The organism is Aeromicrobium alkaliterrae (genome assembly GCF_039529015.1).
Taxonomy (GTDB): domain Bacteria; phylum Actinomycetota; class Actinomycetes; order Propionibacteriales; family Nocardioidaceae; genus Aeromicrobium; species Aeromicrobium alkaliterrae.
Genome location: NZ_BAAAME010000004.1, coordinates 370,589 through 385,343, shown reverse-complemented (window position 1 = coordinate 385,343; position 14,755 = coordinate 370,589). Strand labels below are relative to the sequence as shown.

The 14,755-nt window shown below is 70.5% G+C and carries 15 protein-coding genes and 1 riboswitch; of the genes, 13 read left to right on the top strand and 2 right to left on the bottom strand.

Translation table 11 applies throughout. From position 1 onward, the window contains the following. Positions 1-4: 4 nt before the first annotated feature. The 5 genes from ABD127_RS09880 (at position 5) to ABD127_RS09860 (ending at position 3,366) form a co-directional block, all read left to right on the top strand. On the top strand, positions 5-880 hold the full coding sequence (locus ABD127_RS09880) for a type II secretion system F family protein (RefSeq protein WP_344200660.1): 876 nt from the start codon (positions 5-7) through the stop codon (positions 878-880). A gap of 154 nt (positions 881-1,034) precedes the next feature. Then, the gene (locus tag ABD127_RS09875) at positions 1,035-2,279 is read left to right on the top strand and encodes an alkane 1-monooxygenase (protein ID WP_344200657.1); all 1,245 of its coding nucleotides are present in this window, start codon (positions 1,035-1,037) and stop codon (positions 2,277-2,279) included. A 1-nt stretch (position 2,280) separates the two neighbouring features. Next, positions 2,281-2,541, top strand: coding sequence for a rubredoxin (locus ABD127_RS09870; RefSeq protein WP_344200654.1), 261 nt, complete (start codon positions 2,281-2,283; stop codon positions 2,539-2,541). Next, positions 2,538-2,705 carry a rubredoxin gene (locus tag ABD127_RS09865; protein WP_344200651.1) on the top strand — a complete coding sequence of 56 codons (168 nt, stop codon included), beginning with the start codon at positions 2,538-2,540 and terminating at the stop codon, positions 2,703-2,705. The genes ABD127_RS09870 and ABD127_RS09865 overlap by 4 nt, the downstream gene beginning before the upstream one ends. Before the next feature lie 31 nt (positions 2,706-2,736). Continuing rightward, complete coding sequence (locus ABD127_RS09860; protein WP_344200648.1) at positions 2,737-3,366, top strand: TetR/AcrR family transcriptional regulator; 630 nt, start codon at positions 2,737-2,739, stop codon at positions 3,364-3,366. A gap of 6 nt (positions 3,367-3,372) precedes the next feature. Here ABD127_RS09860 and ABD127_RS09855 read toward each other — a convergent pair whose 3' ends face one another. Both ABD127_RS09855 and ABD127_RS09850 read right to left on the bottom strand, forming a co-directional pair. Further along, a complete protein-coding gene (locus ABD127_RS09855) occupies positions 3,373-3,687 on the bottom strand; it encodes a DMT family transporter (RefSeq protein WP_344200646.1) in 315 nt (104 codons plus the stop codon). Between the two features lie 11 nt (positions 3,688-3,698). Continuing rightward, positions 3,699-3,765: riboswitch (guanidine-III (ykkC-III) riboswitch) on the bottom strand. Between the two features lie 16 nt (positions 3,766-3,781). Continuing rightward, on the bottom strand, positions 3,782-5,260 hold the full coding sequence (locus ABD127_RS09850; RefSeq protein ID WP_344200643.1) for a dolichyl-phosphate-mannose--protein mannosyltransferase: 1,479 nt from the start codon (positions 5,258-5,260) through the stop codon (positions 3,782-3,784). Between the two features lie 322 nt (positions 5,261-5,582). Here ABD127_RS09850 and ABD127_RS09845 point away from each other — a divergent pair, with 322 nt between their 5' ends. The 8 genes from ABD127_RS09845 to ABD127_RS09810 all read left to right on the top strand — a co-directional run bounded on the left by ABD127_RS09845 (position 5,583) and on the right by ABD127_RS09810 (position 14,753). Next, positions 5,583-6,410: a hypothetical protein gene (locus ABD127_RS09845; protein ID WP_344200640.1), complete on the top strand. Its 828-nt coding sequence runs from the start codon at positions 5,583-5,585 to the stop codon at positions 6,408-6,410. Positions 6,411-6,550: 140 nt separating this feature from the next. Beyond that, on the top strand, positions 6,551-7,378 hold the full coding sequence (gene rsmI, locus ABD127_RS09840; RefSeq protein ID WP_344200637.1) for a 16S rRNA (cytidine(1402)-2'-O)-methyltransferase: 828 nt from the start codon (positions 6,551-6,553) through the stop codon (positions 7,376-7,378). Between the two features lie 28 nt (positions 7,379-7,406). Then, on the top strand, positions 7,407-8,984 hold the full coding sequence (gene metG, locus ABD127_RS09835) for a methionine--tRNA ligase (RefSeq protein ID WP_344200634.1): 1,578 nt from the start codon (positions 7,407-7,409) through the stop codon (positions 8,982-8,984). Positions 8,985-8,986: 2 nt separating this feature from the next. After that, entirely contained in the window at positions 8,987-9,862 is an 876-nt protein-coding gene (locus tag ABD127_RS09830; RefSeq protein WP_344200631.1) for a TatD family hydrolase, read from the top strand. A 107-nt stretch (positions 9,863-9,969) separates the two neighbouring features. Further along, complete coding sequence (locus ABD127_RS09825) at positions 9,970-11,136, top strand: resuscitation-promoting factor (RefSeq protein WP_344200628.1); 1,167 nt, start codon at positions 9,970-9,972, stop codon at positions 11,134-11,136. Positions 11,137-11,210: 74 nt separating this feature from the next. Next, positions 11,211-12,041 (top strand): 16S rRNA (adenine(1518)-N(6)/adenine(1519)-N(6))-dimethyltransferase RsmA, encoded by an 831-nt coding sequence (gene rsmA, locus ABD127_RS09820; RefSeq protein ID WP_344200625.1) that lies wholly within the window; start codon positions 11,211-11,213, stop codon positions 12,039-12,041. A 16-nt stretch (positions 12,042-12,057) separates the two neighbouring features. After that, a complete protein-coding gene (locus tag ABD127_RS09815; protein ID WP_344200622.1) occupies positions 12,058-12,972 on the top strand; it encodes a 4-(cytidine 5'-diphospho)-2-C-methyl-D-erythritol kinase in 915 nt (304 codons plus the stop codon). After that, positions 12,969-14,753, top strand: coding sequence for an ABC-F family ATP-binding cassette domain-containing protein (locus ABD127_RS09810; RefSeq protein ID WP_344200619.1), 1,785 nt, complete (start codon positions 12,969-12,971; stop codon positions 14,751-14,753). The genes ABD127_RS09815 and ABD127_RS09810 overlap by 4 nt, the downstream gene beginning before the upstream one ends. The last annotated feature ends 2 nt before the right edge of the window (positions 14,754-14,755 follow it).

The window sequence follows — 14,755 nt, the reverse complement described above, 5'->3', positions numbered from 1 at the left end:
TGTCATGATTCTCATCGCAGCAGTGCTCTTGCTCGGCTCGCTCGGGGCCCTGGCGGTCGGACTTGGTCTCGTGGCCACGCCGAACGGCGAGGTGCAACGGCGTGCTCGGGAGATGGCTCACCGAGAGGTGAAGAAGCCGGCCGGCAAGCGTGTCATGACGGTCAACCGTCTTCCGCGCGGAACGCTGGCGAGCCTCACCCCCCAGTCGATGCTCGACAAGGTGGAGCGCAACCTCGTCCTGGCCGGCCGACCCGAGTCCTGGACGCTCGAGAAGGTCGTGCTCTACAAGCCGATCGGGTTGGGCCTCGGAGTCCTCCTGTTCGTCGCGCTGCTCACGAACGGCTCGATGTTGTTCGTCCTGTTTGGACTGGCCTTGATCCCGCTCGGTTACTTCCTCCCGGATCTGCTGATCTACAACCTGGCGACGAAGCGGCAGGAGCAGATCCAGAAGGAGCTGCCCGACCTGCTCGACCAGATCGTCATTTCGATCGAGGCGGGAGTGGGCTTCGAGCAGGCTTTGAGTCGCGCGGCCGAACGAAACACCGGTGCGCTGGCCGAGGAGGTTCTGCGCTTGACGCAGGACATGACCGTGGGGCTCTCGCGGCGCGAGGCGTACATGGCGTTGGCCGACCGGACGACGGTCGGCGACCTCAGGAACTTCTGCCGCGCGGTCGTCCAGGCCGAGGAGTACGGCATCTCGATCTCGTCGGTCGTGCGCAGTCAGGCGGTCGAGCTGAGGCACGGCCGCAAGATGCGTGCCGAGGCCGAGGCGCAGAAGGTGCCCGTCAAGATCCTCATGCCTCTCATGTCCTGCATCCTGCCCGTGTTGTTCATCGTCGTGCTAGGGCCCGCGATCGTCTCGGCCTACGCGACCTTCTGAAAAGACCCGCTCCCTCGGGGGCACTGCCCGGGCCCGTCCTGTGAGGGAGGCGGGCCCGGGTCTGTGTCATGTGGAGCGCTTTACACATCACGCCCCCTTGTCAATCTGCTTGACATGTCATACCTTCGTGTCAAGTCAACGCGAGGAGTGCAGCATGACGGTGTCAGCAGTGGTCGACGGCCACAAGGTCGAGTGGACCGACAAGAAGCGTTACCTCTGGATCATGGGCGCGGTCATCCCGCTGATCCCGATGATGATCTGGGGGCTCGTCGCCGCCACCGAGTGGCACGTCTGGTGGTACTTCGGACCGTTCTTCGTGTTCGTCCTGATCCCGCTGTTCGACCTGGTCGCCGGGCTCGACCCCAACAACCCGCCGGACGAGCTCATCGAGGCGCTCGAGGAGGACCGCTACTACCGCTGGGTGACGTTCGCGTTCATCCCGCTGCAGATCGCGGGCTTCCTCTGGGGCTGCTTCCTCCTGGGTGACGGCACGATCTTCGGCTGGGACCCCTTCACGGCGTCCGTGCTCCCGGGCATCGCCGAGAACCTGACCTGGTACGACAAGGTCGGCCTGGCCACCGGCATGGGCATGGTCGCCGGCATCGGCATCAACACCGCCCACGAGCTGGGGCACAAGAAGGAGGAGCTCGAGCGCTGGTTCGCCCGCGTCGCGCTCGCCCAGACCGCCTACGGCCACTTCTACATCGAGCACAACCGCGGCCACCACGTCCGCGTCGCCACGCCCGAGGACCCGGCGTCGAGCCGCATGGGCGAGACCGTCTGGGAGTTCATGCCGCGCACCGTGATCGGCAGCCTGCGCAGCTCGTGGGAGCTGGAGAAGAAGCGCTTCGCCCGCCTCAAGAAGTCGCCCTACAGCCTCAAGAACGACCTCATCAACGCCTGGATGTTCACGGTGCTGCTCTGGGGCTTCGCGATGGCGGCGTTCGGCTGGCAGATCTTCCCGTTCCTCGTGATCCAGGCGATCCTCGGCATCTGGCTGCTCGAGAGCGTCAACTACCTCGAGCACTACGGCATGAAGCGCGCCAAGCTCGAGTCGGGCCGCTACGAGCGGGTCAACCCCTCGCACTCGTGGAACAGCAACAACATCGGCACCAACGTGCTGCTCTACCACCTGCAGCGCCACAGCGACCACCACGCCAACCCCACCCGTCGGTACCAGGCGCTGCGCGACTTCAAGGAGGCTCCGGTGCTGCCCACCGGGTACGCCGGCATGATCGTCGCGACGTGGGTCCCGCAGATCTGGCGCAAGGTCATGGACGAGCGCGTGCTCGGCCACTACGACGGCGACATCACCCAGGCCAACGTCCACCCGCGCCTGAAGGAGAAGTACTACGCGAGGTACGGGGCCAGCGATGCGCCGGAGCAGGTGGCGGTCTGACATGGCCCAGTTCATCTGCCCCAACTGCGAGTACGTCTACGACGAGGCCAAGGGCGACCCCCGCGAGGGCTGGCCGGCCGGCACGCCGTTCGCCGAGGTCGACGCCGACTGGACGTGCCCCGACTGCGGCGTGCGCGAGCAGGTCGACTTCGTGCCCGCCGAGGAGTTCGTCCGCAACGACCAGGACGGCAACGTGATCAGCGCCGAGACGCGCGAGCAGGCGCTCGCGCGCCAGCGGGCCGAGAAGGAGCATCAGTCATGAAGGTGTGGGAGTGCCAGCAGTGCGGGTTCGTCTACGACGAGGCGCAGGGCTGGGAGGAGGAGGGATTCCCGCCCGGCACGACGTGGGACGACATCCCCGACGACTGGACCTGCCCCGACTGCGGAGCCGCCAAGGCCGACTTCACGATGTCCCAGGTGGGCTGATGCCTCACCGCCGGCCCGCTACGGTCGCCCCATGACCGTCACGACGTATCGCTCGTCGGTGCAGGGCCACCTCCGCGACCGGCTGCTCGACGCTGCGCAGGCGCAGATCGAGGCACGCGGCTGGTCGTCGGTCACGATGTCGCGCATCGCCGATGTCGTGGGCGTGAGCCGGCAGACGGTCTACAACGAGCTCGGCACCAAGCGCCAGCTCGCCGAGCACCTCGCGATGCGCGAGCTCGGGCGGTTTCTCGACGTCGTGCGCGACCGCATGGCCGCCGAGCCCGACCTCGTCGACGGGGTCACGGCCGCCTGCGAGGGCGTCCTGGAGCTGGGGGAGCGCAGCCTGCTCGTCCGCACGATCGTCGGCTCGGTTCCCGGCGAGCACGACCCCGACCTGATCTCGATCCTCACGGTCGAGTCGGGCGAGATCATCGAGACCGCCAAGGTCGCGGTCGCAGCGTGCATCGTCGACGGCGGGCACGACCTGCCGCTCACCGAGCGCGAGCTCGACGTCGCGGTGGAGAGCGTCGTGCGGCTCGTGCTGTCGGCCATCACGCGGCCGTCGAAGCTGCCCGCCGAGGCGGCTGCCGACATCGGCTGGATCCTCGCGCTCGCCCTGCGGGGCGCGCAGCATGGTGCCGAGCGGGGCGCGCGCGGCTGATCCGTCTCAGTGGGCCAGCTTGAGGCCCACGACGCAGGCCACGATGCCCAGGAGCAGCAGCACCTTCACGAGTGAGACGGCCTCGTCGCCGCTCGCCATCGCGTAGCCCGCGGTCAGGGTGGCGCCGATGCCGACCCACACGGCGTAGGCGGTGCCGACCGGCAGCCCCCGCATGGCCCAGGCCAGACCGGCCATGCTCGCCACGAGGGCGACGGCGAAGACGACGCTCGGTGCCAGGCGGGAGAAGCCGTCCGAGCGGCCGAGGGCGGTGGCCCACACGGCCTCGAGGACTCCGGAGACGACCAGGACGATCCAGTGCATGACGATGCTCCTCGGCATCGTCTTGTCGCTGGCCGGGTACGACGCGCCTCGTCCGGGAGTCCCGTGGCGGGACAGGTCCGACGCTAGCAAACCGTCAGATCCAGGCGCGGAACCACATGCGCGCCTGCCAGGCCGAGCGGGGGATCGTCTCGCCCGTCAGCACCGGGTGGAACCACCAGAACAGGCCGACGGCGACGACCACGTAGGCCAGGACGCCTCCGAGCAGGAAGCGTCGGGCCACCAGGCCGGCCGAGTCCCAGACGTCGCGCAGCACCAGGCAGATCGCCAGGATCATGAACGGCAGCATCGTGACGGCGTAGAAGGAGAAGATCGGGCGGTCATCGAAGCGGAACCACGGCAGCCAGAGCGCGGCGATCATCGCCAGCATCAGGCCGTGGCGCCACGCGCGCTCCCACAGCCACATCGCCGCGCACGCCACGACCGCGGCCGAGCCGAGCCACCACACGAGCGGGTTGCCCAGCATCGTGATGACGCGGATGCACGAGTCGCCCGCGCCGGCTCCGCACATCGCGGCCGGCAGGTCGTTCTGGGCCTCGACCGCGACGGGGCGGCTGAGGAGCGGCCAGCCCCACGCGCTCGACTGGTACGGGTGGGTCTGCTCCGCGAGGAAGTCGCCCGTGTGGAAGCGGTAGTCGAGCTGGTGGAAGGCCCACAGCTGGCTGAACCGGTTGCCGTCGCCGAGGTCGAAGCGCTGCGCGTAGACCTCGTGGTGCACGAGCCATCCGGTCCACGTCGCGACGTAGACGACGAAGGCGACCACGACGATCGAGACGAAGGCCGGGCCGCCGACGAACAGCAGGGTGCGGGTCGCCCAGCGCAGCAGGGGCTGGTCGCGATCGCGCCACGGGGAGCGCCACCGCTGCAGGACCTCCCAGCCCACCACCAGGAGGCCGGCGACGGCCAGCGGGAACAGGCCGCTCCACTTCGTCGCGACGGCCATCCCGAAGCACACGCCCGCCAGCAGCTGCCACGGGCGCAGCGGGCGCCACGCGTCGCTCGTCTCCAGGTGCCGCACGATGCGGTCGCGGTCGGCGACCAGGCAGGCGACGGCCGCGACGATCCAGAACGTCAGGAACCCGTCGAGCAGGGCGAGCCGCGACATCACGAAGTGCATCCCGTCGACCGCGAGCAGCAGTCCGGCGAGGCAGCCGAGCCACGTCGACCCGGTCAGGCGGCGCACCAGGCGGGCCAGGACGAGGACGGTCAGGGCGCCGACGACCACGGCGCTGATGCGCCAGCCGAAGGCGTCGAGGCCGAAGAAGTGCTCGCCGACCGCGATGAGCCACTTGCCGCCCTCAGGGTGCGCGACCTGGGTGGGCAGGTCGGTGAAGAGGCCGGAGGACTGGCCCGCGGCGATCTTGTCGTCGGCCCCCTGGACCGCGTCGCGCGCGTACCCCACCTCGAGCATCGACCACGCGTGCTTGGCGTAGTACGTCTCGTCGAACAGCAGGTGCTTCGGCGACCCGACGTTCCAGATGCGCGTCGTGAACGCCAGCAGTGCGACCCCGATCGGACCGAGCCACCCCCACACGCGTTCGTCGATCCGCCGCACCCGCTCACCCTACCGACCCCAGGGGGCGGTAGCTGAGCCACGTTTCAGCCCCTGACCGGGTGGGCGGTAGGTGAGCCACCTTTGAAGGGGCTTCATCGGTGGCTCACCTACCGCCCACGTGCGGGAGTCGGTTTCCACAGCCCTTGGCCATCCACAGACATCGAGTTCGGGGTCGTGCAGCTCCGCACCGGCTCGCGACGTTGGGAGCATGAGACCCCGGCAAGAGCTTCCTGCGCACATGGCCCGGCGAGCGTTCCACCGCGATGAGGCCCTCGCAGCGGGCCTGAGCAGCCGGGCGCTCGAGCATCCCAGGTTCGTGCGCGTGTTCCCGCGCGTCTATCGGCTCGCGACGACGCAGCTGGATCGAGCGGGTCTGATCGCGGCGGCCGTCCTGGCTCTTCCGGACGACGTCGTCGTGAGTCACATGACTCGGCTCGAGCTGGTGGGAGTCCGTCTCGGTCCGCCGACGCTGCACTTCACCGTCGCCCGCGATCTCCACCGCCCGATGGACGGCGTCATGCTTCACCGCACCGTCAAGCTTCCCCCGCTCGACAGGGTCGGCGCGAGCATCTCGGCGGCGTGGGTCCAGACCGCATCGACACTGCGGCCGCTCGACGTCGTCGCGGCCGGCGACCACGTCCTGCGGAAGGGGCTGGCGACGCCGGAGTCGTTCGCGGCTGTCGCGGACCTCGACCCGTGGCGGCCAGGCGCGGGCAGGGTGGCGCAGCTGCTGCCGTTGATCGACAGCAGGTCGGCCTCGGTGCAGGAGAGCCGAACCCGCGTCTCGATCAGCGCCGCCGGTCTGGAACCTCCCGAGGTGAACGCATCGGTGTTCGACGGACCCCAGTTGGTGGCCGTCGGGGACCTGGTAGGGCGGCGATGGAAGCTCCTGGTGGAGTACGAGGGCCGCCAACACGCGCTCGACCCTCAGCAGTTCGCCTGGGACATCGAGCGGTACCGGATCCTGCGCCAGCTGGGCTGGCAGTACCTGCAGGTCACGGCACGGGACCTCGCGAACCCGGTCAGGCTGGTCCGCCTCGTCCATCGGGCGCTCGTCGCGCAGGGATACGACGGGCCTCCGCCGAGCTTCGGGGAGCTGTGGCAGTGGTGCCATCGCGCTCCGCGCCCGTCGGAGTTCGCCCCGAGCTGACCTACCCGGTGGGCGGTAGCTGAGCCACCGATCAGGTGCCCGCAAAGGTGGCTGACCTACCGCCCGCCCCGGGCAGAGGGGCAAAGGTGGCTCGGCTACCGCCCCCTGACGGGGAGGGGGCGGAGTGGCACGATGCAGGCATGCTGATCCTCGCGGGCACGTCCATCGGTCAGGTGTCGGACGTGTCGCGCCGCCTCGGGCCCGCGCTGTCGTCGGCGGACGTCGTCGCGGCCGAGGACACGCGCCGCCTGGCCCGCCTGACCGCCGAGCTCGGCGTCGAGACGCGCGGCCGAATCGTGTCGTTCTTCGAGGGCAACGAGCAGGCCCGCACGACCGAGCTCGTCGACCTGATGCGGGTCGGGTACTCGGTCGTCCTCGTGACCGACGCGGGCATGCCGAGCATCTCCGACCCCGGCTACCGCCTCGTGGCGGAGGCCGTCGCCGCCGGCATCGAGGTCAGCGTCATCCCGGGCCCGAGCGCCGTCCTCACCGCCCTCGCGATCTCGGGCCTGCCAGTCGACCGCTTCACGTTCGAGGGCTTCCTGCCCCGCAAGCCCAAGGCGCGCGACCACTTCCTCGCCGACGTGCTGACCGAGCGCCGCACGATGGTGTTCTTCGAGTCGCCGCACCGCACCGAGTCGACGCTGCGCGCGATGCACGCGGTCTTCGGGCCCGAACGACGCCTCGTGGTGTGTCGCGAGCTGACCAAGACGTACGAGGAGGTCGTCCGGGGCACCACCCGTGAGCTCGTCGAGTGGGTCGAGGGCCTGGAGCAGGGCGTGCGGGGCGAGATCACGATCGTCGTCGACGGTGCGGAGGCCGACGAGGTCGAGCTGAACCCCGACGTCCTCGGCGACCTCGTCGACCGAGCAGAGGCCACCGGCCTGAGCCGCAAGGACGCCATCGCCCAGGTCGCGCGCGAGACCGGCGCCCCGAAGAACCTCGTGTACGACGCCGCCCACTCCTGAGCAGGCAGGCGCTCACTAGGATTGCCGCATGGCTGATCGGACGTTCTACGTCACCACGCCCATCTTCTACGTCAACGACGCGCCCCACATCGGGCACGGCTACACGCAGACGATGGGCGACGTCCTGACCCGCTGGCACCGGCAGCGCGGCGAGCGCGTCTGGTACCTCACGGGCGTCGACGAGCACGGGCAGAAGGTGCTCCGCAAGGCCGACGAGAACGGCGTCGCCCCGCAGGACTGGGTCGACGGCCTGGTCGAGCGCGAGTGGAAGCCCATGCTCGAGACGATCGACCTCGCCAACGACGACTTCATCCGCACCTCGGAGGAGCGCCACGAGGTCGGTGTCCAGGCGTTCTGGAAGAAGCTCAACGACAACGGCGCCGTCTACCGGGGTGAGTTCTCCGGCTGGTACTCCGTCGGCTCGGAGGAGTTCGTCGGTGACGACGACGTCGCCGACGGCGAGGGCGACGACGAGGGCCACAAGATCTCCAAGCTCGACGGCTCGCGCCTGGAGCACGTGACGGAGTCGAACTACTTCTTCCGTCTGAGCGACTACCAGCAGCAGCTGCTCGACTTCTTCGACGCGAACCCCGACTTCATCCAGCCCGCCTCGGCGCGCAACGAGGTCGTCGCGTTCGTGTCGCGCGGCCTGACCGACCTGTCGATCTCGCGCTCGACGTTCGACTGGGGCATCCCCGTGCCGTGGGACGCCGACCACATCTTCTACGTGTGGGTCGAGGCGCTGCTGAACTACGCCACGGCCGTCGGCTACGGCAGCGACGAGCAGCGGTTCGACGAGCTGTGGCCCGCCGACGTCCACATCGTCGGTAAGGACATCGTGCGGTTCCACGCGATCATCTGGCCCGCGATGCTGATGGCCGCCGGGCTGCCCGCGCCCAAGCGGGTCTTCGCGCACGGCTGGATCCTGGTCGGCGGACAGAAGATGTCCAAGAGCAAGGCGAACGGCATCCACCCGACGCAGATCGTCGACACGTTCGGCTCCGACGCCTACCGCTACTACTTCTCGCGGGCCCTCACGTTCGGCAACGACGGGTCGATCTCGTGGGAGGACATCGGCGCGCGGTACCACGCGGAGCTCGCCAACGGCCTCGGCAACCTGGCCTCCCGCGCCGCCGCGATGGTCGGCAAGTACTTCGACGGCGCCCTCCCGCCGGCCGGCGAGCACGGTGACGCCGAGCGCGCGGTCGTCGACCTGGTCGCCGCAGCCACCGCCGACGCCGACGCCGCGATCGAGGCGATCGCCCCGCAGGACGCGGTGGCCGCGATCTGGCGCATCGTCGACGCGCTCAACGGCTACGTCACCGACCAGCAGCCGTGGCAGGTCGCGAAGGACGAGGCGCAGCGCGAGCGTCTCGGCACGATCCTGAACACCACCGTCGAGGGCCTGCGGGCCCTGGCCGTGCTGCTCCACCCCGTCATGCCGAAGGCGACCGCGGTGCTGTGGGAATCGGTCGGCGGCGCGACGATCGGCGACCTCGCCGACCAGCGCATCGCCGACGTCCCGCGCTGGGGCCAGGTCGCGGCGGGCACGCCGATCGTCAAGACGGCGGCCCTCTTCCCGCGCATCGACCTCACGGAGGAGTGACGGTGGGAGCGCAGCCCGACGAGTGGCCCTGGCCCGACGCGCCGGAGCCGCTGCCGGCGCCGGTGGTCGACAACCACTGCCACCTCGACGTCGGCATCAAGGGCGGCCTGCGGATCGAGGTCGCCGACGCGCTCGACCGGGCGGCCGCCGTGGGGGTGCCGCGGATCGTCCAGGTCGGCTGCGACCTGGAGGACTCCCGGTGGGCCGTCGAGGCCGCCCGGGAGTTCGACGCGATCGTCGCGGCCGTCGCGCTGCACCCCAACGAGGCGCCCCGCCTGGCCGAGACGGGTGACCTCGACGCCACCATCGCCGAGATCGACGCCCTCGCCGCCGACCCCGTGGTGCGGGCCGTGGGCGAGACCGGGCTCGACTACTTCCGCACCGGAGAAGAGGGCCGCGAGGCGCAGCACCACTCGTTCCGCCAGCACATCCGCATCGCGAAGAAGCACGACCGGGCCCTCGTGATCCACGACCGCGACGCCCACGCCGACGTGCTCGCGATCCTCGACGACGAGGGGGTGCCGGAGCGCACGATCTTCCACTGCTTCTCCGGCGACGCGGCGTTCGCGCAGGCCTGCGTGGAGCGCGGCGCCTACCTCTCCTTCGCGGGCACCGTGACGTTCTCGAACGCCCCGGAGCTCCGCGATGCGTTGAAGGTCACACCTGCCGATCGCATCCTCGTCGAGACCGACGCCCCATTTCTCACTCCTGTCCCACACCGGGGACGGCCGAACGCGTCCTTCCTCGTCCCGTTCACCCTGCGAAACATGGCCGAAACGCGAGGTGACGACCTGGCTGACCTGTGCCGTCAGGTCGAGGCGAACACCGACCGTGCCTTCGGGGGGTCCTGGCCGCGTCATCAGGTGAGGGGAACCTGAAAAGACCGTGAATCCGGGCATTCAGGTTTGACCTGGACCTCGTCCTCGCTACTGTGGCCGGGCTGACCGAGCGCGTGAAGCGTGTGCCAACAGACGAGGAAAGCAGCTTGAAGTTCCCCCACCCCCGCATCAACCGACCTGACCTCCTGGCGAAGATTCGCCGGAACGAGGACGGAGGTGCGAAGACCCCCTGGGTCATCGCCCTGAACGTCTTCGTGCTCCTGGTCCTCTCCGGAGGCGCCGCGGCCTACGCCGCGATGAGCACCACCGTGGAGCTCACGGTCGACGGCAAGACCGAGACCATCCGCACCTTCGACAGCACCGTCGAGGACGTGCTCGACTCCCAGGGCATCGACCTGAAGGAGTCCGACAAGATCAACGTCGACCTCGCAGCGGCTCCCTCCTCCGACCAGCCGGTCGTGGTGGAGTACGCCAAGCCCGTGACCGTCACGATCGACGGCGCGAGCACCGAGCAGGTCACGTACGCCCCGACGGTCGGCGACCTGCTCGACGAGCACGGTGTCGAGCCGTCCAAGGACGACTACGTCTCCGACGACCACGACGAGCAGATCCCGCGCAAGGGGCTCGACGTCGTCGTGAGCACCCCGAAGAACCTCACCGTCATCGCCGACGGGCAGACCCAGCAGGTCCAGACCACGGCCCCCACGGTCGAGGAGGTCCTGGACGAGGCGAAGGTGACGCTCGGCGCCGACGACGAGGTCACGCTCGGCAAGGACGCCTACGTCACGCCGGACGCGACGCTGCAGGTCGTGCGCATCCAGAAGGAGCAGCGCACCGAGGAGGTCGACGTCCCGTTCGAGACCCAGGTCCAGGAGGACCCGGAGGCCCTCGAGGGCGAGAAGACCGTCGTCACCCCCGGCACGCCGGGCAAGGCGACCGAGAAGGTCGACGTCGTCATCGCCGACGGCCAGGTGCGCGACCGCATCGTGCTCGAGCGCACCGTGACGACCGAGCCGGTCGCCCAGGTCGAGAAGCACGGCACCAAGGCCGCTCCGGTGGCCACGGGTGTCGCCCCCGACGGTGTCTGGGGCGCGCTGGCGCAGTGCGAGTCGGGTGGCAACCCGGCCGCCAACACCGGCAACGGCTACTACGGCCTGTACCAGTTCTCGGCCGGCACCTGGAAGACCGTCGGCGGCTCCGGCCTGCCGTCGGAGGCGTCCGCCGAGGAGCAGACCATGCGCGCCCAGATGCTCCAGCAGCGTTCGGGCTGGGGCCAGTGGCCCGCCTGCTCGAAGAAGCTGGGGCTGCGATAAACCTCGAGCCCCCGCTCCCACCTGTGCGCCTCCTCGGCGCGACCGACGTCCGTCGGCTCGCCGAGGGGGCGCAGGTGCGTCCGACGAAGCAGAAGGGCCAGAACTTCGTCGTCGACGGCAACACGGTGCGGCGCATCGTGCGGGTCGCCGGCGTCGAGGCCGACGACGTCGTCCTGGAGATCGGGCCCGGCCTGGGCTCGTTGACGCTCGCGCTCGCCGAGGTGGCCCGCCGGGTCGTCGCGGTCGAGATCGACGAGGTCCTCGCAGGCCTCCTGCCGGCCACGCTGGCCGACTTCGCCCCGGGCCGCGACGTCGAGGTCGTGCTGGCCGACGCGATGCACGTGCGCGAGCTCCCGGGCGATGCGCCCACCGCGCTCGTCGCGAACCTGCCGTACAACGTGTCGGTGCCGGTGCTGCTCAACGTCCTGCAGCGCTTCGGCACGATCGAGCGCGCCCTCGTCATGGTGCAGGCCGAGGTGGCCCACCGCCTGGCCGCGGGCCCAGGCTCGCGCACCTACGGGGTGCCGAGCGTCAAGGCCGCCTGGTACGGCACCACGTCGGCCGCCGGCACCGTGGGGCGCAGCGTGTTCTGGCCCGTGCCCAACGTCGACTCCGAACTCGTCGGGTGGCGTCGTCACGCCGAGCCGCTCGGCGACGAGACGGCGCGCCTGCGCACCTTCGCGGTCGTCGACGCCGCCTTCGCGCAGCGCCGCAAGACCCTCCGCTCGGCCCTGTCGGGCCTCGCGGGCTCGGGCGTCGAGGCCGAGGCGGCCCTGGTGGCCGCGGGCATCGACCCGCGCACCCGGGGTGAGCAGCTCGACGTCCACGCGTTCCAGGCCGTGGCGCAGCACCTCACGGCCCTCGACACCGCCGTGCCCGACCGGACCGAGCGCCCTCCGCGATGACGGCTAGGTTGGTCGGGTGACGTCGACCACCGTGCGGGCGCCCGCCAAGATCAACCTCGGTCTGTCGGTGGGCCCCCTTCGCGACGACGGCTTCCACGAGCTGGCCACGGTCTACATGGCGCTCGACCTCCACGACACGGTGCGGGTGTCCCTGCGGGACGACGACCGGATCACGGTCGCGGTGCACGTCGACGCCGACGACCGCGAGGAGTCGGTCGACGTCCCGCTCGACGCCGACAACCTGGCCGTGCGCGCGGTCGAGCGGCTGCGCACCGCGGCCGGCGTCTCGACGGGCGTCGACCTCGTGATCCGCAAGGTCATCCCGGTCGCCGGCGGCATGGCCGGCGGGTCCGCGGACGCCGCCGCAGCCCTGGTCGGCGCGAACGCGGAGCTGGGGCTCGGATGGAGCCGCGAGGAGCTGGCCGAGATCGGGGCCGACCTCGGCAGCGACGTGCCGTTCCTGCTGCACGGAGGCGTCGGCATCGGCACCGGACGCGGCGAGCAGATCTCGCCCGTGCTGTCCCGCGGCCGTTACGGCTTCCTGGTCGTCGTGGCGCGTGAGGGTCTCTCGACCCCCCAGGTCTACGCCGAGTTCGACCGGCTCGAGCCCGATCCGCAGTCGCCGCGGATCGCTCCGGAGCTCATGGCGGCCCTGCGCGGTCACGACGCCGAGCGCCTCGGTGAGCACCTCTCGAACGACCTCGAGGTGGCGGCCCTCTCGTTGCGGCCCGAGCTCGATCGCGTGCTGCAGATCGGGGTCGACGCCGGGGCGCTCGCCGGGATCGTCTCCGGCTCCGGCCCGACCTGCGTCTTCCTGCTGGAGGACGACGCCGACGCCCAGGTGCTCACGACCGAGCTCTGGTCGGCGCCCGGCTGCGCCGACGTCATCCACACCCACGGCCCGGCGCCTGGCGCCCGCATCATCGCGTGAACCCGCTCATCGTGGGCGAGGGTGTCGTCATCGACGTCCCCGCCAAGCGCGTGCTGGACGGGGTGACGATCGGCCTGGGCGAGGGCGACAAGATCGGCGTCGTCGGGCGCAACGGCGACGGCAAGTCGACGCTGATGGGCGCGCTGGCGCGCCGTCGTACCCTCGATGCGGGCCGGGTGACCTGGCGGCGCGACCTGCGGGTCGGGTTCCTCGACCAGGCCGACGTGCTCGACGACGACGCGACCGTCGGCGCGGTGGTCGTGGGCGACCGTCCCGACCACGAGTGGGCCGGCGACGCCCGCATCCGCGACATCGTGGGCGGGCTGCTCGCCGACCTGGCGTGGGACGCCCCCATCGGCTCGCTCAGCGGTGGGCAGCGGCGCCGCACCGCGCTGGCCTCGCTGCTGGCCGGCGAGTGGGACGTGCTGTTCCTCGACGAGCCCACCAACCACCTCGACGTCGAGGGCATCGACTGGCTGGCGCGACACCTCAACGGCTGGGCCGTGCGCGACAAGGCCCTCGCGGTCGTGACGCACGACCGGTGGTTCCTCGACGCGGTCTGCACGACCACCTGGGAGGTGCACGACGCGATCGTCGAGGCGTTCGAGGGCGGGTACGCCGCCTACGTGCTGCAGCGTGTCGAGCGCGACCGTCAGGCCGCCGTGATCGAGGGGCGCCGCCAGAACCTCATGCGCAAGGAGCTCGCGTGGCTCCGTCGTGGCGCCCCGGCCCGCACGTCGAAGCCGAAGTTCCGCATCGACGCCGCGACCGAGCTGATCTCGAACGAGCCGCCGCCGCGCGACACCGTCGAGCTCAAGAAGATGGCGACGTCGCGACTCGGCCGCGACGTCGTCGACATCCTCGACGTCTCGGTGTCGTACGGCGACACGCAGGTGCTCGACCGCGTCGAGTGGCGGATCGGGCCCGGCGAGCGCGCGGGCATCCTGGGCCGCAACGGCGCGGGCAAGTCCACGCTCCTCGGGCTCGTGACGGGCGAGGTCACGCCGTCGGCGGGCAAGGTCAAGCGCGGCAAGACGGTCAAGATCGCCACGCTGACGCAGTCGCTCAGCGAGCTCGACGCGGTGGCGAACGACCGTGTCACCGACGTCATCTCGCGGCAGCGCACCACGGTCCTCGCGGGCGGCAAGGAGCAGACGCCCACCCAGCTGCTGGAGCAGCTCGGCTTCCGCACCGGACAGCTCTCGACGCCGGTCAAGGACCTCTCAGGCGGGCAGCGACGCCGTCTGCAGCTCCTGCTCGTGCTGCTCGAAGAGCCGAACGTGCTGATCCTCGACGAGCCGACCAACGACCTCGACACCGACATGCTCGCGGCCGTGGAGGACTTGCTCGACACCTGGCCGGGCACGCTGCTGGTCGTCTCGCACGACCGGTACCTGCTCGAGCGCGTCACCGACCACCAGTTCGCGGTCGTCGACGGCCACCTGCGGCACCTTCCGGGAGGCGTCGACCAGTACCTCACGCTCGCGAAGGGCGGGGGAGCGGCGGTCGCGTCCTCGACCCGCCCCGACACGGCGGGCGGCACCGCCTCGGCCCCGGCCCGCGACGCCCAGCAGGACCGCGAGCTGCGCAAGGAGCTCACGCGGGTCGAGCGCTGGATCAAGCAGTCCGACCAGCGCACCAAGGAGCTCGAGGGCCTGATGGCCGATCACGCCTCCGACGGCCCGCGCCTCACCGAGCTCGCGACCGAGCACGCCGAGGTCGCGACCCGTCTGGCCGAGCTCGAGGACCGCTGGCTCGAGATCTCGGAGTCCCTCGGCTGAGA

Coding starts and splice junctions, on each gene's coding strand:
- ABD127_RS09880 (WP_344200660.1), top strand. CDS start 5: ATGATTCTCATCGCAGCAGTGCTCTTGCTCGGCTCGCTCGGGGCCCTG.
- ABD127_RS09875 (WP_344200657.1), top strand. CDS start 1,035: ATGACGGTGTCAGCAGTGGTCGACGGCCACAAGGTCGAGTGGACCGAC.
- ABD127_RS09870 (WP_344200654.1), top strand. CDS start 2,281: ATGGCCCAGTTCATCTGCCCCAACTGCGAGTACGTCTACGACGAGGCC.
- ABD127_RS09865 (WP_344200651.1), top strand. CDS start 2,538: ATGAAGGTGTGGGAGTGCCAGCAGTGCGGGTTCGTCTACGACGAGGCG.
- ABD127_RS09860 (WP_344200648.1), top strand. CDS start 2,737: ATGACCGTCACGACGTATCGCTCGTCGGTGCAGGGCCACCTCCGCGAC.
- ABD127_RS09855 (WP_344200646.1), bottom strand. CDS start 3,687: ATGCACTGGATCGTCCTGGTCGTCTCCGGAGTCCTCGAGGCCGTGTGG.
- rsmI (WP_344200637.1), top strand. CDS start 6,551: ATGCTGATCCTCGCGGGCACGTCCATCGGTCAGGTGTCGGACGTGTCG.
- metG (WP_344200634.1), top strand. CDS start 7,407: ATGGCTGATCGGACGTTCTACGTCACCACGCCCATCTTCTACGTCAAC.